The sequence below is a fragment of the Photobacterium atrarenae genome (genome assembly GCF_024380015.1).
GTDB classification, from domain to species: Bacteria; Pseudomonadota; Gammaproteobacteria; order Enterobacterales; family Vibrionaceae; genus Photobacterium; species Photobacterium atrarenae.
Genome location: NZ_CP101508.1, coordinates 1076153 through 1100598, shown reverse-complemented (window position 1 = coordinate 1100598; position 24446 = coordinate 1076153). Strand labels below are relative to the sequence as shown.

20 protein-coding genes and 1 other annotated feature are annotated in these 24446 nt (G+C 55.4%); of the genes, 11 read left to right on the top strand and 9 right to left on the bottom strand.

The window, feature by feature from the left end:
• Positions 1-65: 65 nt before the first annotated feature.
• Positions 66-1283 (bottom strand): CinA family nicotinamide mononucleotide deamidase-related protein, encoded by a 1218-nt coding sequence (locus NNL38_RS05285; RefSeq protein ID WP_255389980.1) that lies wholly within the window; start codon positions 1281-1283, stop codon positions 66-68.
• A gap of 597 nt (positions 1284-1880) precedes the next feature.
• On the opposite strand from NNL38_RS05285, the gene NNL38_RS05280 reads away from it, so the two are divergent.
• The 3 genes from NNL38_RS05280 to NNL38_RS05270 all read left to right on the top strand — a co-directional run bounded on the left by NNL38_RS05280 (position 1881) and on the right by NNL38_RS05270 (position 6398).
• Positions 1881-3089, top strand: coding sequence for an aromatic amino acid transport family protein (locus tag NNL38_RS05280; protein WP_255389979.1), 1209 nt, complete (start codon positions 1881-1883; stop codon positions 3087-3089).
• A gap of 317 nt (positions 3090-3406) precedes the next feature.
• Entirely contained in the window at positions 3407-4243 is an 837-nt protein-coding gene (locus tag NNL38_RS05275) for a DUF3943 domain-containing protein (RefSeq protein ID WP_255389978.1), read from the top strand.
• A 163-nt stretch (positions 4244-4406) separates the two neighbouring features.
• Entirely contained in the window at positions 4407-6398 is a 1992-nt protein-coding gene (locus tag NNL38_RS05270; RefSeq protein WP_255389977.1) for a putative bifunctional diguanylate cyclase/phosphodiesterase, read from the top strand.
• Between the two features lie 44 nt (positions 6399-6442).
• On the opposite strand, the gene NNL38_RS05265 is transcribed toward NNL38_RS05270, so the two are convergent.
• The 3 genes from NNL38_RS05265 to cysB form a co-directional block, all read right to left on the bottom strand.
• Positions 6443-7156: a sulfite exporter TauE/SafE family protein gene (locus NNL38_RS05265; protein WP_255389976.1), complete on the bottom strand. Its 714-nt coding sequence runs from the start codon at positions 7154-7156 to the stop codon at positions 6443-6445.
• Positions 7157-7158: 2 nt separating this feature from the next.
• Entirely contained in the window at positions 7159-8367 is a 1209-nt protein-coding gene (locus tag NNL38_RS05260) for a methyltransferase (protein ID WP_255389975.1), read from the bottom strand.
• 142 nt (positions 8368-8509) lie between these two features.
• A complete protein-coding gene (gene cysB / locus NNL38_RS05255; protein ID WP_255389974.1) occupies positions 8510-9484 on the bottom strand; it encodes an HTH-type transcriptional regulator CysB in 975 nt (324 codons plus the stop codon).
• Between the two features lie 322 nt (positions 9485-9806).
• Here cysB and NNL38_RS05250 point away from each other — a divergent pair, with 322 nt between their 5' ends.
• Both NNL38_RS05250 and miaE read left to right on the top strand, forming a co-directional pair.
• The gene (locus NNL38_RS05250; protein ID WP_255389973.1) at positions 9807-10568 is read left to right on the top strand and encodes a DNA repair protein; all 762 of its coding nucleotides are present in this window, start codon (positions 9807-9809) and stop codon (positions 10566-10568) included.
• A gap of 146 nt (positions 10569-10714) precedes the next feature.
• Positions 10715-11509, top strand: a complete 795-nt coding sequence (gene miaE / locus NNL38_RS05245) for a tRNA isopentenyl-2-thiomethyl-A-37 hydroxylase MiaE (RefSeq protein ID WP_255389972.1) — start codon at positions 10715-10717, stop codon at positions 11507-11509.
• A 68-nt stretch (positions 11510-11577) separates the two neighbouring features.
• Here the strand turns inward: miaE and topA are convergent, their stop codons facing one another.
• Positions 11578-14223, bottom strand: coding sequence for a type I DNA topoisomerase (gene topA, locus NNL38_RS05240; protein WP_255389971.1), 2646 nt, complete (start codon positions 14221-14223; stop codon positions 11578-11580).
• Positions 14224-14816: 593 nt separating this feature from the next.
• On the opposite strand from topA, the gene NNL38_RS05235 reads away from it, so the two are divergent.
• Positions 14817-15065: a DUF2498 family protein gene (locus tag NNL38_RS05235; RefSeq protein ID WP_255389970.1), complete on the top strand. Its 249-nt coding sequence runs from the start codon at positions 14817-14819 to the stop codon at positions 15063-15065.
• Positions 15066-15159: 94 nt separating this feature from the next.
• On the opposite strand, the gene sohB is transcribed toward NNL38_RS05235, so the two are convergent.
• Complete coding sequence (gene sohB, locus NNL38_RS05230; protein ID WP_255389969.1) at positions 15160-16221, bottom strand: protease SohB; 1062 nt, start codon at positions 16219-16221, stop codon at positions 15160-15162.
• 105 nt (positions 16222-16326) lie between these two features.
• Here sohB and NNL38_RS05225 point away from each other — a divergent pair, with 105 nt between their 5' ends.
• Complete coding sequence (locus tag NNL38_RS05225) at positions 16327-17097, top strand: YciK family oxidoreductase (RefSeq protein WP_255389968.1); 771 nt, start codon at positions 16327-16329, stop codon at positions 17095-17097.
• A 158-nt stretch (positions 17098-17255) separates the two neighbouring features.
• Here NNL38_RS05225 and rluB read toward each other — a convergent pair whose 3' ends face one another.
• The 3 genes from rluB to rnm form a co-directional block, all read right to left on the bottom strand.
• Positions 17256-18263: a 23S rRNA pseudouridine(2605) synthase RluB gene (rluB, locus tag NNL38_RS05220; RefSeq protein WP_255389967.1), complete on the bottom strand. Its 1008-nt coding sequence runs from the start codon at positions 18261-18263 to the stop codon at positions 17256-17258.
• 140 nt (positions 18264-18403) lie between these two features.
• Entirely contained in the window at positions 18404-19024 is a 621-nt protein-coding gene (locus NNL38_RS05215; protein WP_255389966.1) for an L-threonylcarbamoyladenylate synthase, read from the bottom strand.
• A 23-nt stretch (positions 19025-19047) separates the two neighbouring features.
• Entirely contained in the window at positions 19048-19914 is an 867-nt protein-coding gene (gene rnm, locus NNL38_RS05210) for an RNase RNM (protein WP_255389965.1), read from the bottom strand.
• A gap of 117 nt (positions 19915-20031) precedes the next feature.
• Positions 20032-20127: a sequence feature (Trp leader region), on the top strand.
• A gap of 67 nt (positions 20128-20194) precedes the next feature.
• Here rnm and aroF point away from each other — a divergent pair.
• From aroF to trpD, 4 genes are read left to right on the top strand one after another with little or no spacing between them, the layout of a single operon-like run.
• Positions 20195-21208 (top strand): 3-deoxy-7-phosphoheptulonate synthase, encoded by a 1014-nt coding sequence (gene aroF, locus NNL38_RS05205; RefSeq protein ID WP_255389964.1) that lies wholly within the window; start codon positions 20195-20197, stop codon positions 21206-21208.
• Positions 21205-22785 carry an anthranilate synthase component 1 gene (locus NNL38_RS05200; protein WP_255389963.1) on the top strand — a complete coding sequence of 527 codons (1581 nt, stop codon included), beginning with the start codon at positions 21205-21207 and terminating at the stop codon, positions 22783-22785. The genes aroF and NNL38_RS05200 overlap by 4 nt, the downstream gene beginning before the upstream one ends.
• A gap of 10 nt (positions 22786-22795) precedes the next feature.
• A complete protein-coding gene (locus NNL38_RS05195) occupies positions 22796-23407 on the top strand; it encodes an aminodeoxychorismate/anthranilate synthase component II (RefSeq protein ID WP_255389962.1) in 612 nt (203 codons plus the stop codon).
• A 27-nt stretch (positions 23408-23434) separates the two neighbouring features.
• Entirely contained in the window at positions 23435-24445 is a 1011-nt protein-coding gene (gene trpD, locus NNL38_RS05190; RefSeq protein ID WP_255389961.1) for an anthranilate phosphoribosyltransferase, read from the top strand.
• Position 24446: the final 1 nt, after the last annotated feature.

Genomic DNA, 24446 nt, shown 5'->3' with positions numbered 1-24446 from the left:
GAACTTCAGCCACAAAAAAACCGCCCGCAGGCGGCCTTCATGACGGATTGCCTGGCAGGCAAACCTTAATCCCCACACAGAGCTTCAGCCGGAAGATGAAGCTGCTCAGCACAACTCAGAAATTCATACTGACCAATGACAGCTTGACCCGCCAGGTAACGCCGCAGCATATCCAGGATGACTGTTGCGACGATGTTCCGCTGAGCCTGATTGCTGTATTCACGCCGAGTCAAGACCACCTGGCCCCAACAACCAGTCGGCGTCACCAGGCCGACCTGAAAACCCGACTCACCCCACGCGCCCGAAATCAGCGTTATCGATGCGCCAGACTGCGCCCGCTCTTCCGTCGCATACGCCAGCATCGCTGCCAGTGTCCGGTCTTGCTCGCCGGTATCTACCATCCGTGTTTGCCCGCTCCGCAGCGCCTGACGACACAGCGGATCACCGGACAACCAGTTCGTCAGCCAGCCGCCGGAACAATGCTCAACCACCATGACATCCAGGCCCGCAGATTGCAGCTGCTGGCCCACATGAGCAACCATTTCCCGATCCACACTCACCACATGCTCACCCAGGCAAGCCACCAGTTGCTGCTGAACCTCCCGCGCCTGGCGAGCGTGACGCGGGGTGAACAGCTTCACCTCAATAAAAGGCAACGAGGAGCGGTAGCCGAGTTGATACCCCTCAGGTAACTTGATGGCTGCCAGGGTTTGACCAATGCCGGATTCAGACAAGCCAAACGTATAAAAGCGATGGCAGTCCAGTGCCGCCACCTCACTAAACTGCTGTTTCAACCGTGGCAAAATCTCATCGGTGACCATTTGCTTAAACTCACTGGGCACCCCAGGGGTAAAATACAACCAGGCACGATTGAGCTTCATGGCAAAACCACAAGCCGTTCCAACGGGGTTATCCAGCAACACCGCACCTTCAGGCAGCATCGCCTGCTTGAGGTTGGCCGCCGGCATTTCCCGGCCCATCGCCTGATATTTAGCCTGCATCTGTGCGACCCAGTGATCCGACTGCTCGAGTCCACTGTCTGCCGCAATTGCGGCGGCCTGAGCGGTTAAGTCATCGGTTGTCGGCCCCAACCCGCCATTAACCACCACAATATCGGCCGTCAGGCTACAGTGCTCGATCTCGGATGCGAGATCAGAGAGCTGATCTCCCACCGTTGTTCTGCGGGATAAAGGGAACCCATGCTGAAAAAACAGCCGCGACAACCATGCCGCATTGGTATCGACAATATCGCCATGCAGCACTTCTTCACCTGTACTAATCATTGCTACCCGCACACTATTTTCCTCGTTTATTGTGATTGGATCGGTCACCCAAATCCCTTCGAGGACATGTTCCCGGGAAGGGTTTGGTTCTATACACCTTATACCAGTTCCCTCTGAAAATGACACAAATATGAAGTGGGTTGAGCAAAACATGTGCTGAACAAAGTAGCCGAAACTTGAGGCGCGAAAATTGAATGCCCCAACAGCACACCAGATCGTAAATATATCGTTACACACTGTCAATCTACAGTTGACAGTTTGGCCGTCCACCATTATGGTAGCAAACCATAGATACTATGCTCTGCGCTGTTTTATCCAGGTTTTATTACTAGGTTTATACGGAAATCACATGAATAAGCACCATCAAAACACCTTCTATCGATAGCCACAATGGCTCGATCGGGTGTAAAGATAAGTAACCACTTATACCCTCTTCATCTTATTCGTGCGATTGTGGCCGCCCCACCCCTTGAGGCAAAAGTTGGAGACCCAACTAAACTCAGTCCTCAACCCAAAAATCGGGAGAGCACAACCACAGGCAGTTTGCGCGCTATCTCCCTCATAAAACAAAAGAAAGTAATCGGGAGCTTCGACCCAATGTCTATGAACAAAACCTTCGGCAGTACCCTGATCATCGCCGGGACCACCATCGGTGCCGGCATGCTAGCACTTCCCTTGGCATCAGCCGGGCTCGGCTTTGCCACCGCAACCCTGACCATGCTTGGTCTTTGGGGCCTGATGATTTACACCGCCCTGTTAATGTTAGAAGTCCATCAACATGCGGATCAAAATGCCACCCTGCACACCCTGGCCCGGCAACTTCTCGGACGCAAAGGCCAGCTCATAGCCGGCTTTGCGATGATGTTCCTGTTCTACTCTCTGTGCGCAGCCTACATCGCCGGCGGCGGGGCACAGCTGAATGACAAGCTGAACAATTGGATGGGATTGAACGTCAGCGCCCAGGCCAGCACCGTGATATTCACCGTGATGATCGGCGCCGTCGTATCTATCGGCACGCATTCAGTTGATCTCGTCAACCGCGCGCTCTTTACCCTCAAACTGGTCGCACTCGCCACCATGCTGGTGCTGCTGGCACCGCACGTACAGGGTATTAACCTGGTAGAAATGCCGGTTCAGAAGGGGCTACTGCTCTCAGCCCTGCCGGTGATTTTTACCTCATTCGGCTTTCACGGCAGCATTCCGTCGATTGTTCGCTACGTCGGCCTGGATATGAAAGCCCTGCGCAAGATCATGATCCTGGGCTCAGCGACACCGCTGATCGTCTACGTGCTGTGGCAGATCACCAGCCAGGGGGTGCTCAGCCAACCAGCACTCATGGCCAGTACGACACTCGGCACCTTTATCGCGTCCCTCAGTGAGCTGCTGCACAGCCCCGCGGTGAGCCAGTCCGTCTCCGTATTTGCCGATCTGGCACTGGCGACTTCATTCCTGGGGGTCAGTCTGGGGCTGTTCGATTTTATGTCCGACAGCCTCAATCGCGGTACCAAAGGCACTGCCCGCTTGCAAACCGCACTGATCACCTTCGTGCCGCCGCTGTGCTTTGCCCTGTTCTACCCACAAGGTTTTATTATGGCCCTTGGCTTTGCCGCTATCGCCCTGGTGATCCTGGCCATCTTCCTGCCGGTTGCGATGGTCAAAGCCCAGCGCCGCCAGCGCCCGGCAGAAGATGACAGCTACCAGGTTCGCGGCGGCTCTGTTGCCCTGACCGCCGCCACAGGAGCCGGGATCCTGATCATCTCAGCGCAATTTTTACAAATGGCCGGAATGATCCCGGCCGTGGGATAGCAGGCCAGCCGTACTTTTCTCCACCGTTGTAAAAGGCTTGCCCGGCAAGCCTTTTTCTTTGCAGGGAATTTCCCCTGGCTTCATCGATACTTATGCCAATCGCAGTCAGTCAGTGATCAGAAATATCCTAGAGAAAACACTTGAGAACAAGGTCGGTTGTTTTGAGACGTCGTGATTCTACAATCGAAAACTCTAACGCAGTTCCCAGGCGTTTTAACAAGCGAGGATGACCCGTTCTTGACTACGATTGGTATTAAATCCTTTAACTGGCGGAGCCCTGATTGCGACGCGACAGCAGCTTTTTTCAAGTTCTTATATTGCTGAGCGCTTTGCTCAGCTTTTCCGCTTTTGCCACCGGAAGAGCGCCAGCCCCGACATTCCACGCTCACGATCTTTTTCTGTATCAAATTATCCCGGACCAATACCACAATGTATCCCTCGAGCGCGGCCCAGCGGCCGACCCGAAGCCGTCCCCCGACGACCTGGTCCCAGATCAGAAAAACTGGCCTTATCTCAAAGCCCAGTCCTATACCATTCTGGGGCTGAGTGTAGCGACCGCCGGGCTGATGACCTTGCTGCCGGACAGTGTGACCCACTGGGAAGGTGCCGATCTAAGCCTGAATCATTTAGGACGACAGTGGTGGGATAACGTGTCGGCCGGGCCGACCTGGGATCAAGATGACCATATCCTCAACTATGTCATGCATCCTTACTTTGGCGGCGTCTATTACACCACGGCCCGACATGCCGGCTATGATGAGTGGGATTCTTTTCTGTACTCCGCGGCTCTCTCCACCTTTTACTGGGAGTACGGGATTGAAGCACTGGCTGAGCAGCCCTCAATTCAGGATCTCATTGTCACCCCTATCTTCGGCGCTGCGGTAGGCGAGTGGATGTTGTTGACAGAAGCCGAAATCCTGGCCAATGACGGACAGGTGATGCACTCCAGGTTTCTGGGCGATGTGAGCTTATTCCTGCTCAACCCGGTCGGACATATTCACCATTGGGTTAATCGCTGGTGGGACCATGGAGTCCATGTCCGACTCTCAACCACCCTATGGTCCCCCGAATCCGTCTTCGCACCTGGCCAGCCCCGACAGCTTCATCCCAACACGGGCCCGTTTATCGGCCTCAGCTTGTCGCTCGATTATTAACCTGAACCGGACTATCTTTTTTCATACTCAATTTCAATCATTTAGTTTATATAGCACCATGTTCATGGATGCATATCACGCTTTTATCTTCTCTGCGTACTGAGCGTGAGCATTTTCATATAACCTATTGATACTATAACTATCATTAATACCCTGCCTTGGTATGAACCGTACTTTTTCGCTGTTTGCACACCTCCAGTCACCGGTCTGGGTGTTTGATCTTCAACATAAGAAAATCCTGTGGGCAAATCCGGCCTCTCTAGCCCTATGGGAAGCGAACACCCTCACCGAGCTCACGGCCCGGGATCTGAGCCTGGATATGACCCAGGCTGTCCACGCCTTGCTGGACGTCTACCGACAGCGCTTCGCCGCCGGGGAAGCGATCAAAACCTGGTGGTCATTCAACCCCAAAGGTCTGCAAAAAAAAGCCCTGTGCCATTTCTCCGGGATACCACTCCCGGACGGCAGAATGGCGATGCTGGTGGAAGTTATTGCAGAGGAATCCAGTTTACGCCGCGAGCTGGCGTTTGCCGGCTGTACCAACCTGGCGCTGCTGTTTGCCGCCAGCGGCGAGCTACTGAGTGCCAATACCGCTTTCGAACAAGCATTCGGCAACCAGTTACCCGATCTGGCCAACTTTCTTGGCGATGCCGCGCTGGCCGACAACTGGCTGTCGCAAGCCCGTGACCACGGCTCACTGGCTTTGAAGAAGTTGTGCTGGACCGGCCGCAGCCATTGCTGGTTTGAAATTCACGGCCAATGGCTGCAGGACAAACAACAACTACTGCTGAGCCTGGTGAACATTCACCAGGAAAAAGAGCAACTCAGCAAAGCCCGCTACAATGCCGAGCATGACTTTATGACCGGCCTGCTCAACCGCCGTGGCCTGACCCGGGCCATTGCCGAAAACCAGCACAGTCGCCAACCTTATAGCTTATTTTTCCTTGACCTGGACGGTTTCAAGCTGGTTAACGACACCTATGGCCACGCCGTCGGTGACAAGCTCCTGCGTGCGGTCGCAATTCGGGTGTTGGATATCGTCAAAAACAAAGGACTGCTGGCTCGCTTTGGCGGCGACGAATTTATCATTCAGGCTGAGCACCGTAACCTGGACACCCCGTCCCGCTTTGCCAAAACCATCATCACCGCCCTGAACAAGCCATTTCATATCCAGGAAGTAGGCGATCTCTCAGTTGGATGCAGCATTGGCATTGCCAGCTTCCCCGAAGATGCCCGCGAAATTGAGACCCTGATCATCCAGGCCGATATGGCGATGCACCGCGCCAAGCTACGGGGTCGCAACCGCAACCATCACTTTTCACCGGACATGGCTGATGCCCTGTATCGAAAAATGACCCTGCGCCACCACCTGACCCTGGCGCTGGAAAGCCAAAATTTTCAACTCTATTATCAGCCAATTGTCGATTTGGCGAGCCACCAGCTCAAAGGGTTTGAGGCCTTGATCCGCTGGTACGATGACGAGCTAGGACAGGTTTCTCCGGGCGAATTTATTCCCCTGGCCGAAGAAACCGGCCAGATTGTTCCGCTGGGCCACTGGATTTTGAAAACAGCCTGCCAGCAACTGGCCGCCTGGCACCAAAAATACCAACATCGGTTTACCGTCAGCGTCAACCTCTCGCGGGCGCAACTCCAGACCAGCCTGGCACCCGCAATCCAGGCCCTGCTGGAGCAATATGATATTCAGCCATCACAGCTGGCGCTGGAGCTTACCGAGTCCACCATGCTGCAGGAATATGACGAGGCGAAGCAATGCCTGGATGCCCTGGCCGGATTGGGGCTGGAATTATATCTTGATGACTTCGGCACCGGTTATTCCTCCCTGTCGCAGCTCCAGGATCTCCCGATCAGTACCGTGAAGCTGGACCAGAGTTTCGTCCAGGGGGAACACAAGAGCAGCCAGGCCATCATTGAAGCGACCCGGGCCATTTGTGAGAAATTGGCGCTGAAAGTGGTTGCGGAAGGGGTTGAGACCATTAAGCAGCTGCAATACCTGCAGCAGTGTAATTTTGATTACTGCCAGGGTTATTACCTCGGCAAACCACTACCGCCGGTCGAAATCGAAGCCAACAATTTCAGCCTGCTCAACCCGATCCCGGTCAAACCGGCCGACACCTCGCAGGCGGCACCTGTATAACCACCCGTGAGCAGGCTATCTGTCCTTTCAGCAGATACCGGAGGTTAGACCCCCTGCCAGATCGCGATCACTCCGGAGACAGAGCAGAGCACCAATAATGCATAGCGCAGCCATTCCGCCCGGATCAGGTGCTGGACCCGGTATGCCAGCCAGGTAGCCAGAATAGGCGCCGGCAGGATCATCATGCCGTACTTGAAATGCCACCAGCTGAAGTGATTGGTCGCTGACAATGCTATCAGCGAGAGCACACAGCTGAAAGCGAAATAACCGGCCAGATTGGCCCGCAACTTCCCGGCTTCGGCATGCTGCAACACCAGGGCCATCGGCGGGCCACCGATACTGGTACTGGTTCCCATCAGGCCGGAAGCAAACCCGGCCCAGAACAGCGCCTTACCGGTCGGTTTAATCCGCACCTTCATCAGGCTGATCACCACTGCCAGCAGTACCCCGGCCCCCAGCACCAGCGCCAGCGATTCGGCGCTGATATACAACAGCAGGAACCCGGCAGCAATCGTGCCCGGTACCCGGCCAATAAAAGCGGCGGAGAGCCCCCTGAACGACAGCATCCGGCGATACTGCCACATATTAATCAGCGCCAGGACCAATCCGACCAGCGTGATCGTACCCGGAACAAAGCGCGGCTCAAACATGTACACGATCGGCGCAGCCACAATCGCCATGCCAAAGCCAACCGTACTTTGGACAAAACACCCCGCAGCCAATGCCAGGGCACAATAAACTAAGGTGCTGGTTTCCATGCTCAGTTATCCTTTCGCTCGGCGTGGATCAGAATATTCCGTGGCGTCACCGGCTTGTCGCAAAAGGCCCCGACCGACACCTGATAGCCACGCTCTTCTAAATAACCGACCCGATCTTCAATCAGCCACAATTCCAGCGGTCGACGAAACAGCTGGCGTACCAGCTCCATTCGCTCAACCCGGGCAAAGCGCTGTTCACCCTGTTGCAGCCAGTGCTCAAAATCGATCGCTGATGGCAGCTCAAGCTGTTTCTTCTCGGCCGCCCAGCGGCAGAAACTGGCAAAGCCGGCATTGAGCTGGGCCTTTTGCACATTCGGCACCGGCAGATAAGTATCACTACCGCGTACGAATCGCTGCAGGCTATCAAAACCCAGTCGGAAGCTGACCTCGGTCCGGCGCTGGCGACGCACCCGCTGCCCGGCCGTCACTGTCTCCTGCAGCGGCAAGCGCAAATCATGCTTGCTCAGCTGGAGCTGGCTTTGCTGACCGACGCGCGAGAGCGGTTGATAATGGCTCTCTCGGATCAAGTGGTAGCAACACGGGGAAATTGTCACGGCCTTCCCCCGGCGCTCTGTAACCCGCTGTAACAGTGCGACATGCAAGTCACCACAGGCATGCAGCGCCACGGCGTGCTGCCTGGCCAGCACATGCTCGGCACTGGCAGGCTCGAACGCATCAGCATGGACAAAACGGATCGGCAATTGCAGCCGGCGGGCGGCAACATCCCCTTCTTCACACAAGGTCTGCTGCCACTCCAGGCTGACCACCGGCATCTGGTGGCTGACTGCCAGTACCCGACCCAGATGCCCTTTGCCGGCACACCACTCAAGAATCGGCAGTTGCAATGCCGGAGTAGCACGATTAAACGCAGTGATCTGTTGCCACTTGCGCCCCGGGATCCCGACATCCAGCCCCTGGGGCCAGGCAGGCTCAGACGCATCACCCGACGGTTGCAGGGCCTCGAGCTGCGACAGGCGATACAACTCGGGCGCAGCGGGCAACCAGGGCGACAGCGCTAAAGCCAGTGCCTCGCCATCGTGCAGGAACGCGGCGATTGCCTCATCACTCAACCCGTTAAGCCAGTCGCACAACCCCGGATGACTGGATTGCCAAATCAAGTCTGTGGCAGCAAACGGCATAAACTGCCAGAACGCACGATTGTCGGTCAGCAGCTTGTCCAGACGGTGAAACCGCGGTGAATATCCAGTCATGTCAGAACTCTTCAGAGACATTAGCAACAAGACCCGGCATTTTATACCACAAGCGGCGCATCTACCTACCCATGTTTGCCGTCGCAAAAGAAAAGGGCTGTCTTCTGACAGCCCTTCGCGGGAATTGCAATAACCGGACCCGTTAGCGAACCGGCAGCGCCATACTGGCAAACATGGCTTCAATTTCTGCGTTGGTTTTCAGCGCTACAGCCTGATCGACCACATTGCGAGTCAGGTGCGGAGCAAAGCGCTCCATGAAGTCATACATGTAGCTGCGCAAAAAGGTCCCTTTCTTAAACCCAATCTTGGTCGTGCTGGCTTCAAAGATGTGGCTGGCATCAATCGCTACCAGGTCATCATCAGTGTCCGGATCCATCGCCATACTGGCAATCACCCCGACCCCAATCCCCAGACGGACATAGGTTTTGATCACATCAGCATCGGTTGCGGTAAACACAATCCGTGGCGTCAGACCAGAGCGGTTAAACGCACTGTCGAGTTCAGAACGCCCGGTAAAGCCAAAGACATAGGTCACCAGCGAATACGCCGCCAGATCATGAATGGTAATTTCAGACTTTTTCGCCAGCGGGTGATCGGCCTTGACCACGATCGAGCGATTCCAGTGATAGCACGGCAGCATGATCATGTCCTGATACAGGTGCAGGGCTTCAGTCGCAATGGCAAAGTCCGTTGTGCCTTTGGCCACCGCATCTGCAATCTGAGACGGCGTGCCCTGGTGCATATGCAGCGACACCTTCGGATAGCGCGCGGTAAATCCCTGGATCACCGAAGGCAACGCATAACGCGCCTGGGTATGCGTCGTGGCAATATTCAGGGTACCCATTTCAGGATGAGTGTGCTCGCCGGCAACGGCCTTGATGCTTTCGACCCGTGACAGGATATCGCGCGAAATCCGCACAATCTCTTCCCCGGCCGGTGTCACTTTGGTGAGGTGCTTACCGCTGCGCTCAAAAATCTGGATCCCCAGCTCATCTTCCAGTAAACGCACCTGTTTACTGATCCCCGGCTGTGAGGTATAGAGGCTTTCTGCTGTCGAAGAAACGTTAAGGTTATGATTTACCACCTCAACAATATATCTTAACTGTTGTAATTTCATGGTACCGCCCAACTTATAGTCCGTTACATCATATCAGTGCAACCATGTATTGCATCATGTTATATATCGAATCTCGCAACTTTCATAGCATTTCTTGAGTCGAATCCCCCTGAGCAAGCCTGCTTTTTATGCCATAAAATCGGATTGGGCATCCAACCGGATGCCCAATCATACCGAAGTTAACCCGGCAAGTAAGTCGACCAAATGAAAACCTGCCGATTAACGGATAAAGCTAGCAAAATTGGCCGCCACGCTATGCCGGGATTGAGAGATAGTGTATCTTATGAGGCTCGTTCAAACGCACGGAAGACAGACGTATTCTATGAGTATCCCTTTAATGATTGGCCTGATTTCGCTATTGCTGGTCTTGGTCATTGGCTACAACGTGATCGTTCAGTATCGCCAACGCCTTGAAAGTGCAAAACATCAGGAACTGGCCAAATTCATTGCCACCATTGATGCGACAGAAGAGCTGATTGGGAATGCCCATCACCTGCCTTATAGTAAAGAGCTCCTGGTGTGTCTGAACCAGCGCGTCTTACACTCGCTGGAAAGCATGAGCGAAACCGATCCTTCGGACAAAAGCCTGCCGCCGCGGATCAGGAATGTGAGAGATCAGATCCGCCAGTTGCAGGAAAACTATTCCAACGCTGATGTTACCCCGTTTAAGGTCCCCAGTACCGACAAACAAGCCATTGGGATGCTGCAGCTGGTGAAACGCCTGAAAACCGTGATCCGTAATGAACACAGCAAGGGACGTTTTCCAACCCAGGCTTTTGTGGCAGAAAATGCCCGGCTCGAAGGGATCCAATTGCGGATCAACATCGAAAATGTCATTAAACGCGCCAACGATGCCAAGGCCAAACGACAGCTGGGAACCGCGAAGCAGCTGCTCAAAAAAGGAATTGATGTCCTGGCCAGCAAGAACGACAACTATGCCAACCAGGCACGGGAGAAACTGCAGGGCATGCTGCTTGACATTGATGACAGCCAGAATCAAAGTCACGAGCAGGAACGTCAACAAATGATTGACCGCGAGCAGGACGACCTCGACGTGCTGTTCCAGCCCAAGCGGAAATGGTAACCCGTTTCTACACTTCGCAAAGGCCGCCGTCGCGGCCTTTTTTGATCCCCGGTTACAGTTGACCGCCAACTGAGACGCAACGGGCAGAACTTGCTATACTCCCCAACTTCCTGTTTAACTGACTATCAGACGCAACACGAATGCCCATGAACGACACGCAGCGCATGATTGACGAGCTGCTCTCGCCAATCCAACAATTCCTTCAGTGCGACACGCCCGACAGCTGGATTGAAGAAGCCCGTAAGCCGGAGAACCTGACCGACTTGTTGGTCGATCACTGTAATTGTGAACTGAAGGCCAGCCAGACGGCCATGTTCCTGATCCGCAAATATGCCGTTGATGCTGAGAGCGGCCAGGCACTCTTGGCATGGGCCAAACCCTATGAAGGCTTCGTCTACGGCAAACTGCGCGATACCAGCACATTTCACGGCAAAAAAAACGGTCTCTCCGCGCCGCTCACGCCCCGCCAGGATTTCGCCCACGGCCAGGAGCTGATCGACAAGATGGTTCGCCTCATCAAGGAAGAGTTTCACCATTTCGAACAGGTGCTTGAGATCATGGACAGCCGCGGGATCCCCTACAGCAGCCTGCGTGCCGGCCGCTACGCCCGGGGCCTGATGAAAGCCGTCCGCACCCATGAGCCGGCAACCCTGGTCGACAAGCTGATTGTCGGTGCCTATATCGAAGCCCGCTCCTGTGAACGTTTCGCCAAACTGGCGCCGTTCCTCGATGAAGAACTGAAGAAATTCTACATCTCACTACTGCGCTCCGAGGCACGCCATTATCAAGACTACCTGATCCTGGCAGAAACCATTGCCGGCGAAGATATCAGCGAGCGGGTCAAGGTGATCGGTGCCCGGGAAGCTGAACTCATCTCCCAGCCCGATGAGCACTTCCGCTTCCATAGTGGCGTTCCGGCTCAGAGCAGCAAGGCAGCCTGACCTTCTGATCATTTCCAACACCAATGGCCCAAACACAAAAAACCGCCTTCCGGCGGTTTTTCATGTCCTTACTTTTCTGTTTTCTCGGCTTTTGGCTTTTTACGCTTGTCGGTAATTTCCCACTTACCGTCGACGTAGAGCCCGGTCCAGCCCGATGGCTTGCCGTCAATTTCCGAGCGAATGTAGTTTTCCTTGGTCTTGCGACTGAAGCGAACCACAGTCGGGCGACCATCCGGATCTTCCTGCGGCGCATCAGCCAGGTAGGCAAACTTCGGTGACAGGCGGTCTTTAAACCGAGCCAGCTCAGCAACCAGCGGCGCACGGGTTTCCCGTGATTTCGGGAAAGTACTGGCAGCCATAAACAGACCGGAAGCCCCGTCACGCAGGACAAAGTATGCATCCGGATCCTGGCTGCACGGCAGCTCAGGCAGATGCACCGGATCTTCTTTCGGCGGCGCAATTTCACCGTTTTTCAGGATTTTCCGCGTATTCTTACAGCTCTCATTGGTACAACCCATGTACTTGCCGAAGCGACCGTTTTTCAGCTCCATGTCGGAGCCGCACTTGTCACATTCGATCACCGGGCCGTCATAGCCCTTGAGCTTGAACTCCCCCTTCTCAACGATATAACCATCACAGATCGGGTTGTTACCACAGACGTGCAGCTTACGCTCCTGGTCGATCAGGTAGGCATCCATCGCCGTGTCACACTTCGGACAACGTTTCTTGGCACGCAGAGCGGCCGTTTCAACATCCTCTTCCAGGACGTTGACGATCCCTTCCTCATCCCCCAGGTTGATGGTGGTTTTACAACGCTCTTTCGGTGGTAGCGCGTAGCCGGAACAACCCAGGAACACCCCGGTCGACGCCGTGCGGATCCCCATCGGACGACCACAGGTCGGACATTCGATGTCGGTCAGCACGATCTTATTCGGCTTCATACCGCCTTCTTCTTCATCACACTCTGCTTTTTCCAGCTCGGCAGAGAAGTCACTGAAGAATTTATCCAGGACCGCCTTCCAGTTCGCCTGGCCTTCGGCGATTTTATCCAGATTCCCTTCCATCCGCGCGGTGAAGTCGTAATCCATCAGATCCGAGAAGCTCTCATCGAGACGATCTGAGACGATCTCGCCCATTTTTTCAGCGTAGAAACGACGCTGATCGACCCGTACATAACCACGATCCTGGATGGTCGAGATGATCGAAGCGTAGGTTGACGGGCGGCCGATCCCGCGTTTTTCCAACTCTTTCACCAGGGCCGCTTCAGTGAAGCGTGCCGGTGGCTTGGTGAAGTGCTGCTTCGGCTCCAGGCTCTCCAGTGCCAGCGAATCGCCGACATGAACCATCGGCAATGTGGTGTCTTCGTTCTTCCCGGACGGACGCTGAACCTGTGTCCAGCCGGCAAAACGCAGGGTGCGACCTTTGGCTTTCAGCGTGAATTCACCCGCTTCCACCGTAATGGTGGTGGAGTCGTATTTCGCCGGAACCATCTGACAGGCCACAAACTGGCGCCAGATCAGGTCGTACAACTTGACCGCGTCCTGCTCCATCCCTTCCAGGTTTTCCGCTTTCACTTCTACATTGGAAGGACGGATCGCCTCGTGCGCTTCCTGGGCATTGCCCTTGCTGCCGTAAACATTCGGCTGGGCCGGCAGATAGTTCTCGCCGTATTCCTGACCGATATATTCACGCGCCGACGCCACCGCTTCCTTGGACAGGTTCGTCGAGTCGGTACGCATATAGGTAATATAACCGGCTTCGTACAGGCGCTGGGCCAGACCCATGGTCCGTTTCACCCCGTAACCCAGACGGGTACTGGCCGCCTGTTGCAACGTCGAGGTAATGTATGGCGCGGACGGCTTGCTGCTGGTTGGGCGATCTTCACGATCAACCACAGTGAACGCCGCCTGTTCCAGCAGCGCTTTGGCCGCCATGGTGTCGGCTTCATTTTCCGGACGGAACGCCTTACCGGCTTGCTGGGCCACCATCAGGCGCAGGGCATCTTTGCCCTGGGTCTGCGTGTTGGCGTGCATGTCCCAGTATTCTTCCGGCGTAAATGCTTTAATTTCGCGCTCACGCTCGACAATCAGCTTCACCGCAACCGACTGAACCCGGCCGGCCGACAGGCCGCGGGCCACTTTCTTCCACAGCAGCGGCGAGACCATAAAGCCGACCACGCGGTCAAGAAAGCGGCGGGCTTGCTGGGCATTGACGCCGTCGATGTTCAGTTCGCCAGGCTGCTCGAAAGCCTGCTGAATTGCATTCTTGGTGATTTCGTTGAAAACCACTCGCTTATAGCGTTCCTCATCGCCACCGATGAGCTCACGAAGGTGCCACGCAATGGCCTCTCCCTCGCGGTCCAAATCGGTCGCGAGGTAGACATAGTCAGCATCCGCTGCCAGTTTTTGTAGCTCGTTGACTACCTTTTCTTTCCCCGGCAGCACTTCGTACTGCGCTTCCCAGCCGTTGTAGGGGTTCACCCCCATTTTGCCGATCAGCGACTTACGTTCTTTTTCTTTTTTGATGCGGGCTTTCTCTTCGGCGCTCAACCCTTTCGTCGAGGTCGGGGCCGCCTTTTTACCCGTGCTTCGTGCACCCGTCGGCAAATCACGGACGTGACCCACGCTAGATTTAACAATGAAGTCTTTGCCCAAGTACTTATTTATTGTTTTCGCCTTGGCTGGTGACTCCACGATAACGAGAGATTTACCCATAATGACTCAATTACGTCCTCGTGCTCGCAAAACTTTAGAATAAAACAAATAGTTGCACGTTAAAAATGACCCAGTGGCACGGCAACGCTAACTAACCAATCTGATTAAATAACTATTCCTAACCTATCGTAACGCAAGGAAAAACCAGGGCCTCGGACAGATAGTTACTTAATGTGACTGGTATTTACATATTGGGCTACATTCCGTGAAGGTCAACTGCTTTTTGCAGAAAGCGAATTGTTTGCTCGTCCCTTCTCCACTTGTTAAATACAGGTTAACCCCTTTGCCCTCCTGTATTTGTTGTAGCTCAACGCCGATTCATTTTCTATTTTTCCACTTTGAAAGAGGCGACGGGCGCTAATGATTACCACCTCGCAACCGCTTTGACTATTCAAACCCATGAATTTTTGTCTTGGCTCACATAAATCGCGGAGACTTTCACCAAATGCACACACTCTTTAACCAATTTCAGAATTCCCTCTTTATAGATGTGGATTTGTTTTCTCCCCAGAACTTCAATACACTGACACATCTCGCCCCGCTCCCGCATCCCGCTTTCAAATCGCGGGGCTGTCACCACAGAGAGAATCTTTATGAGTGATAAAAAAGAAATTAAAACCAATGACTTGCTGATGATCGCTAACCAATTGCTTCAGGATCACCAGGCTTACCAGGACGGTATCCGCGCCACGAGCGTAGAAGAAAAAGACGATGTCCTGATCTTCCGCGGTGACTATTTCCTCGACGACCAAGGGCTGCCGACCGAGAAAACCACCGTGGTATTTAACCTGTTCAAGTACCTCGCCCACCAGCTTTCGCCGGAATTTACCCTCGCGGACTAAGCGGCCTCAAAGCCGAGGCGAATGATTCGCCAGAAAAATGACAGCCCCGCTAATGCGGGGCTGTGATGGATCCACCAGCAGGCATCACCCAGGCTCAGACAATCGGACGCTGGCCGCGGCTGATCCATTTCAGCAGCAGGCGATCAGCCGCCTCACTGGTCGCACCGGCCAGTTTCTCAGCCAGTTTTTTACGCTGGACATAGCGCACCGCCAACACTTCACGTTCCTTACAGGCAGCAGTGATCACATCATCACTGGTGCCGATTTCATCCACCAAACCGAGTTCTAAGGCCTGCTTGCCGAACCAGTGCTCACCAGTCGCCACTTGATCCAGCGCCAGCGACGGGCGGTGCTCGGCAATAAACAGCTTGAACAGATCGTGGGTTTCCTCGATTTCAGATTTGAACTTATCCCGCGCTTTATCTGTATTTTCGCCGAACATCGTGAGCGTTCGCTTAAACTCACCGGCGGTGATTTGCTCAAATTCGATATCGTGCTTTTTCAGCAGTTTATTAAAGTTCGGCAACTGGGCAATCACTCCGATCGAGCCAACCACAGCAAACGGGGCCGAAATGATTTTATCGGCGACACACGCCATCATATAACCACCACTCGCTGCCACTTTATCGACGGCAATCGTCAGGGTGATCCCGGCCGCTTTCAGGCGATCAAGCTGTGAAGAGGCCAGACCGTAGCCATGGACCATGCCACCACCGGTTTCCAGACGCAGCAGTACTTCGTCACCTTCGGCGGCTACCGCCAAAATCGCGCTCACTTCTTCCCGCAATGCGGAAACCTCACGGGCATCTATGCTGCCGTGGAAATCGAGGACAAACAAGCGCGCCTCACGGGCCTGGGACAGCTCCCCTTCCTTGGCTGCTTTCTTGATTTCACTCTGGCGAGCTTTATTCTTTTCTTTATCGGCTTTTTTCGACGCTTTTTCGCGCGCTTTGAGCAGCGGCTTGTCATACAGGTGTGATTCCAGCTGGTGGACCGTGTCTTTGTGTTGCTCGGTCAGATTGGTGACTTCCAGCTCGCCTTTTTGCCCGCCCTGACGACCGCTCAGTCCTTTCGCCAGCACCAAAATACTGACAATCGCGATCACCACCGTGGCAATTTTGGCCAGGAACAGCCCGTAATCAAACAAAAAATCCAATGTTGAGTCCTCATTTTTGGCATTTTCTTCATTGTAACCAAGTTGTCACCCATACCGCTATCGCAATACAATAGGAAAACGAAAAAACCAATAAGGAAGTTACACGTGGAATATCAAATTGCTGCCGATTCGCTTAAAGATCGCGTCATTCTGGTAACCGGTGCCGGAGAAGGCATTGGTCGTCAGGCTGCCATCAGCTACGCAGCTCACGGTGCAACTGTTATTTTGCTTGGCCGCACAGTGGCGAAGCTTGAAGCCGTTTACGATGAAATAGAAGCGCTGGGCTACCCCCAACCGGCGATTATCCCGCTGGATCTAATGGGCGCGACCAAGCAGAACTACCTCGATATGGCTGAGACCATTGAAGGTCAGTTCGGCCACCTGGACGGCGTGCTGCACAATGCCGGCCTGCTGGGGGTGCTGAGCCCGTTCGATCAACTTGGTGAAGATACCTTTGATGAGGTGATGCAAGTCAACGTCAAGGCCCAGTTCCTGATGACCCAGGCGCTGATGCCGCTGGTCAAAAAAGCCAAAGACGGCCGGATTATTTTCACCTCTTCTTCTGTCGGCCATCAGGGCCGGGCATTCTGGGGCGCTTACGCCATCTCCAAATTCGCCACCGAAGGTATGATGCAGGTGCTGGCCGATGAGCTGAGCAACACCCATGTCCGGGTCAATGCGATCAATCCGGGCGGTACCCGCACCGGGATGCGGGCCAAGGCCTTCCCGGCCGAGGATGCCTCGTTGCTGAAAACACCGGAAGACATCATCCCGCTGTATCTCTACCTGATGGGGCCGGAGAGCAAAGATGTCCATGGCCAGTGCATTGATGCGCAGCCAAAACGCAAACCGGGACCGGCGGGCGCGGAAAGTTAATCCGAGCTCCCCACGGGCAAAGTCCAGCCATCAATACCAAGTACAAAAAAGACCAGGTACAAAAAAGACCAGGTACAAAAAAAGCAGCCATCGGCTGCTTTTTTATTTCCGGGGTCCGGCAACGCCAGGAGGGCCCAGACACTTCCAGCGACAGACGCTTACTTACGTGTCCGCGGTTTGGCCGGCTTGTTTTTCAGCGGGTTGCGACGATTTGCCGCATTCCCGGACGGCTTGCGGCGACGCTGCTGGGCATGGTCACTTTCGGCATTCTGGTTACGGCTGGTCGTGCGGCGATTATCCTTACGGCCACGGCGGCCCTTGGTTTCATCGCTGACGCGCTCTTCATAGCGGCGAACCGCACGGCGGATCTGACGAACCCCTTTCTTACGCTTCTGGCCTTCCACCGTCAGCATCGTTTCCGACTCCGGTGGCAGCTCGACCATTTCACGCAGGTAGTTCACTTCCTTCAGCTCCAGCTCCATCCAACCGCCGCGAGGCAGATCTTTGGTCAGGAAAATATCGCCGTAACGCACACGCTTCAGACGACTCACCGTCACCCCTTGTGAGTCCCACAGACGGCGCACCTCACGGTTACGACCTTCGGTGATCACCACGTAGAAGGTATGGTTCATCCCTTCACCACCAGCGTAGACCACATCTTCAAAGCGGGCCATGCCGTCTTCCAGCTCCACACCACGCACCAGGTTACGGACCATGTCTTCCGTCACTTCGCCGAACACACGGACCATGTACTCACGTTGCACGCAGCGGCTCGGGTGCATCAGGCGGTTCGCCAGCTCACCGTCAGTGGTAAACAGCAACAAACCTGCGGTGTTCGCATCCAGACGACCGACAGAGACCCAACGGCCTTCAGTCAGACGCGGCAAACGATCAAAAACCGTACGACGACCCTCAGGATCATGACGAGTACATAACTCACCTTCCGGCTTGTTATAGGCCAATACACGACACACTTCATCAGAAAGTGCCACCAAATCAACTTTATGGCCATCAATTCGAACCAGGGTGTTCAGATCGTCCAGGCGATCACCCAATTTGGCAACCTTCCCGTCGATGCTCACACGCCCCTGTTGGATCATTTGTTCGATCTCACGTCGGGACCCCTGACCGGAACGGGCCAGCACTTTCTGTAATTTTTCACTCATCAGACAAACCTTTGTCGCCTTCACAGGCGTCGAAACATCATCAATACATGCTTTAAGCGCACTTAAAGCGACGGCGAATTATGCCAAAACCGCGCCGCAGATACCACAGCTAAACGCGATGTCATCCCGTTAAATCACCGTTACAGAAACGGCTCGGGATCCCCGGCACCCTGGCGGGCAATTTCCACCGTATCATTGCTGAAATCAATCACGGTCGTTGGCTGCTCCCCAAGGAAACCACCATTGATGATCAAATCAACCGCATGCTCCAACTTATCGCGGATATCATCCGGATCCGACTCCGCCACGTCACTATTCGGCAAAATCAGTGAGGTCGACATCATCGGCTCGCCCAGCGCTTCAAGCAGAGCCAGGGCGATGGCATTGTCCGGCACCCGGATCCCGATGGTTTTTCGTTTCGGGTTCATCAGCCGGCGCGGCACTTCCTTGGTCCCTTTAAAGATAAACGTATAAGCGCCCGGTGTGTTATTGCGCAGCAGGCGAAACGCCGTGTTATCGACCCGGGCATACAGTGACAACTCCGATAAATCCCGGCACAACAAGGTAAAATTGTGCTTATCATCCAGGCGGCGGATACGGCAAATCCGATCCAACGCCTGCTTGTTTTCCAACTGGCATCCCAGCGCATAGCCGGAATCAGTCGGATAGACAATCACCCCACCGTTGCGAATAATCGCAACCGCCTGGTTGATCAGGCGGTTTTGCGGTGTTTCCGGGTGAACGTAAAAAAACTGACTCATTCTTCCTCCTCACAGGACCCCGCCTAAGGCGAAGTCGCTTCATCCACTCGCTTTTTCTCAACTTGCCAATCCTGCCAGACTTCCGTCACCCCCTTGGGTAGCCAGAGGTTGCGACCCAGCTCTGTCCAAGGTGATGGGTAATGGAAATCAGAGCCTTGCGAAGCAAGCAAGTGATATTCGATCGCGTAATCGCCCAGCATCCGGCGCTCCTGCGGCGCCTGCTGGGGCTGTGCCACTTCCATCGCATCCCCGTTGGCTTCTGCAAAAGATGCCAGCAGCCGCTTGAGCCATTTCCCGTTGAGTTTATATCGTCCGGGATGGGCCAGTACCGCCTGCCCGCCCGCGGCATGTATCACCACCACGGCCTCGGCAATCGAGCACCAGTTCGGCGGCACATAGCCCAGGTTGTTGCGGGTCAGGAATTTTTTAAATACTGCCTGCATGTTTTTGGCATAGCCTTGTTCCACCAGCCACTGGGCGAAATGGGCCCGAGTCAGGGTAGCACCACCGGCCAGCACCTTGGCCCCGGCAAGTGCCCCCGGCATCCGTCGCTTCTCCAGTCGCTCTGCAATCAACGCAGCTCTGGCTTCACGGCGCGCAGCCTGCTCGGCAATCAGGGCCACCAGCGCCGGGTGGCTCGGGTCGATGTTCAGGCCGACAACGTGAATATCAAAATTTTGCCAAAGTGTCGATATTTCAATACCTTTGATGAGCGTTAGCGGCAGGTTTTCTGCGTCAATCACCTGCTGCGCCGACTCAAGCCCCGCCACCGTGTCGTGATCCGTGATCGCCAGCACGTCCACCCGGCTCGCGACCGCACGTTTGACCAATTCTTCCGGGGATAAACGGCCATCCGACGCAGTCGTGTGGCTATGTAAATCAAATAACATAAATGAATTTTCTTGACATTGAATTTATGAACTAGTTTACTAGTACGCAGTTACCCCGTAATCGACTTACAGGATATTTACATGGTACAGCAATTTCATCATCAGCTCTGCGCTTTCTTCTCTTGGTGGTGGCACTGCCGTTCGCGGGTGGTGTGATTTGCTGTGCCTGATGGCCAAACAAACACAAGCCCGCGATTTTGCGGGCTTTTTTATACCGATAATTTCAAACCCAATGCAACGCCGTCGACCCGGCTGAACCGATATCAGGAAAGAGGCAACCATGATCATTGTACTGAAACCCCAAGCCAGCGAAGCGCAAGCCCAAGAGATTCTGAACCGCATTGAAGCCGCGGGGCTCAAGCCGCTCTACATGCCGGGGGTCGAGCGAATCGTGCTGGGCGCGCTGGGCGATGAGCGCATCCTGCAAACCATGCACTTTGATGCCTACCCGTGTGTCGAAACGGTTAAGCCGATCCTGACCAAGTACAAAATGGTCAGCCGGGAAGTCCAGGCCCACGATACCGTGGTTCGCTTCGGCAACGCAGCCGTCGGCGGCGACAAGTTTGCCGTGATTGCCGGCCCGTGTTCCGTCGAATCTGAAGCCCAGCTGATGGCCGTCGCCGAAATGGTCAAAAAGCACGGCGCCGTGGCCCTGCGGGGCGGCGCCTACAAGCCACGCACCAGCCCGTATGACTTCCAGGGCCTTGGCGAGGAAGGGCTGAAACTGCTCCAGCAGGCAAATCAGCAACTTGGACTGCCGACCGTCTCCGAAGTGATGGAAGTCAGCCAGGTTGAAAGTCTGTGCCAGTATATCGACTGCCTGCAGATCGGCGCGCGCAACATGCAAAACTACGCCCTGCTCAAAGCCGTGGGTGAAAGCGGCAAACCGGTCTTGCTCAAACGCGGACTTTCCGCCACTATCGAAGAACTGTTGCTGGCTGCGGAATACATCTTTGATGCGGGAAATCCGAACATTATCCTGTGTGAACGCGGTATCCGCACCTTTGAAACAGCGACAAGGAATACATTGGACCTCAATGCCGTCGCCTACCTCAAACAGCGCACGCACCTGCCGGTCGTCGTCGACCCGAGCCACGGTACCGGAGTACGCGAGCTGGTGATCCCGCTGTCCCGCGCCGCCGCCGCGGTTGGCGCTGACGGAATTATTGTGGAATCGCACCTCAACCCGAGCGAAGCCCTGTCTGACGGCCACCAGGCACTGACCGGTCCGATGTTTGAGCAATTAATGCAAGAGTTGAAACCGTTTGTAGAAGCGGCAGGGAGAACGCTGTGAAAACGACCTCATTAGAAACCGGCGAACTAGAGCTGCTGAGCCTCGACGTTCCCTATGTCGCAGACCCGACGGAACTGTACTATTCCGTCTGCGGGGATCGCCCGCACAACCTTCTGCTGGAGTCGGCTGAAATCGACTCCAAGGAAGACTTAAAAAGCCTGATGCTGATCGATGCCGCAGTGCGCATTATCTGCCGCGGTCATCAGGTTCGCCTGGAGGCCCTGAGCGACAACGGCCAGAATGTGCTCAGTACTCTGATCACAGCACTGCCGGCCGATGTGCCGTTCCAGCGCGAGAGTCAGTGCCTGATCCTGGACTTTCCCTCGGCTGAGCGTAGCCTGGATGAAGACAGTCGCCTGCGCCAGACCTCTTCGTTTGATGCCCTGCGTCTGATCCAGCAACTGTTCAATACCCAGGGCCATCCGCGCGAGGCCCTGTTCCTCGGCGGCCTGTTCGCCTATGACGTGGTGGCCGGATTCGAGCCGCTGCCGGACGTCCCCGCTGATAACCGGTGCCCGGACTACCTGTTTTATATTGCCGAAACCCTGTTGGTGCTCGACCATCAGAAACGGCGCGGCAAACTGCAGGCCACCCTGTTCGGCGGCGACAACTATACCGCCAGCTACTTCGAGCTCAGCCGCCGGCTGCAACATATTAAAGAAGCCTGCCTCGAACCCAGACCGCTGCCGAAAGCCGATCTGCTGGATTCATGTGAGCCGGTAGCCAGCGTCAGCGACTCCGATTTCTGCCAGCAAGTTGAGGATCTCAAACAGCATGTAGTCAACGGCGATGTGTTCCAGGTGGTACCGTCACGCCAGTTCACCCTGCCGTGCCCGTCACCACTGGTGGCTTACAAAGAGCTCAAAACCGGCAACCCGAGCCCGTATATGTTCTATCTTCAGGATACCGATTTCATCCTGTTCGGGGCATCGCCGGAAAGCGCGCTGAAGTACTGCACCAACAGTAACCAGATCGAAATCTACCCGATTGCCGGCACCCGCCGCCGCGGCAAGAATCCCGACGGCTCAATTAACCTGGATCTCGACGGCCGGATCGAGCTCGAGCTGCGCAGCGACATGAAAGAGAACGCCGAACACATGATGCTGGTTGATCTGGCCCGCAACGATGTGGCCCGGATCAGCGAGCCGGGCAGCCGCTACGTCGCCGACCTGCTCCAGGTCGATCGCTACAGCCATGTAATGCACCTGGTCTCCCGCGTAGTCGGCCAGCTGCGGGGCGATCTCGATGCCCTGCACGCCTATCAGGCCTGTATGAACATGGGCACCCTGACCGGCGCCCCGAAAATCCGTGCCATGCAGCTGATCCGCGAAGTCGAGCAACGCCGGCGCGGCAGCTACGGCGGCGCCGTCGGCTATCTCACCGGCCAGGGCGATATGGACACCTGTATCGTGATCCGCTCCGCCTATGTCGAAAATGGCGTGGCCAGTGTTCAGGCTGGCGCCGGAGTGGTTTACGACTCAGTGCCGCAAGCCGAAGCCGATGAAACCCGCGGCAAAGCGCAAGCAGTGATCAACGCCATCCGTCAGGCACACTGTGCCCCAACCCCATCGGTTTAAGGAGCCAATCATGAGCCAAACCCACATCGTCCTCCTCGATAATTTTGACTCCTTTACCTATAACCTGGTGGATCAGTTCCGCTCCCTAGGCTATCCGGTCACCATCTACCGCAACAGCCTGAGTGCCGAACAGGTTGAACAGGCCCTGGCGCAGAAAACCAATCCGGTGCTGGTGCTCTCCCCCGGACCCGGCGCGCCGTCAGAGGCAGGCTGTATGCCGGAACTCATCCAACGCGTGCGCGGCAAAGTCCCGATGATCGGTATTTGCCTCGGCCATCAGGCCATTGTGGAAGCCTACGGCGGCACTGTCGAAGGCGCCGGTGATATCGTCCACGGCAAGGCTGCCAACATGACCCACAGCGGCCATGCGGTCTTCGGTTCGCTGCCGAGCCCGCTCACCATTGCCCGCTACCACTCGCTGGTCGCAACCCAAGTACCGGAAACACTCACCACCATCGCGGATGTCGACGGCCTGGTGATGGCCGTGACCCATGACGCCGATCGCGTCTGCGGCTACCAGTTCCATCCTGAGTCCATTCTCACCACACAAGGTGCCCAGCTCCTGACCCACACCCTGGACTGGGTGATGTCGAAACCGGCACATGACACAGCGCAACAATAGCAACAGAACAATGAAGGAAGAACGACAATGGATGCAAGCATTTATACCCTGGCTGACCAGCTGTATCAGCAACAGCCACTGACTCAGGCCCAGAGCCACACCTTGTTCGATGCCATCATCAAAGGCGACGTCGAGCCGATGTTACTGTCAGCGATCCTGACCGCGCTGAAAATCAAAGGGGAAACTCCGGCTGAGATCGCCGGCGCAGCCAGTGCCCTGCTGGCCAACGCCAATCCGTTTCCGCGCCCAGACTACGACTTTGCCGATATCGTCGGCACCGGCGGCGACGGCCACAACACCATCAATATTTCCACCACCGCCGCCTTTGTTGCTGCGGCCTGCGGGGTGAAAGTCGCCAAACACGGCAACCGCGGGGTATCAAGCAAGTCCGGCTCTTCCGATCTGCTCGACAAATTCGGGATCAATCTGGCGATGGGGGCCGACGAGACCCGCGCCGCACTTGATGAACTCGGGGTTTGTTTCCTGTTCGCGCCGCAGTACCACGGCGGGGTTCGCCATGCGATGCCGGTACGCCAATGCCTGAAAACCCGCACCATCTTTAACTTGCTTGGTCCGCTGATCAATCCGGCCCGACCGAACATCGAGCTGATGGGCGTCTATGATCAGGCCCTGGTCCGGCCGATCGCCGAAACCATGGCAACCATGGGCATGAAGCGTGCCGCTGTGGTCCACGGCAGCGGCCTGGATGAAGTAGCGATCCACGGCCCGACCACCGTGGCTGAAATCATTGATGGCGAGATCCGCGAATACACCCTGACTCCGGAAGATTTTGGCGTACCAAGCTACGATCTGGATGACATTAAAGGCGGCGAGCCGGAAGAAAACCGGATGATCATCAAAGATATTCTGACCGGGAAAGGGACCCCCGCCCAGCAAGCAGCTGTCGCAGTCAATGTCGCCCTGCTGCTGCGCCTGTTTGGTCATGAAGATCTCAGCGCCAATACCCAGCAGGCACTGGATGTCATGCAATCCGGCAAGGCCTATACTCTGGTCGAACAACTGGCAGCAAGAGGTTAAT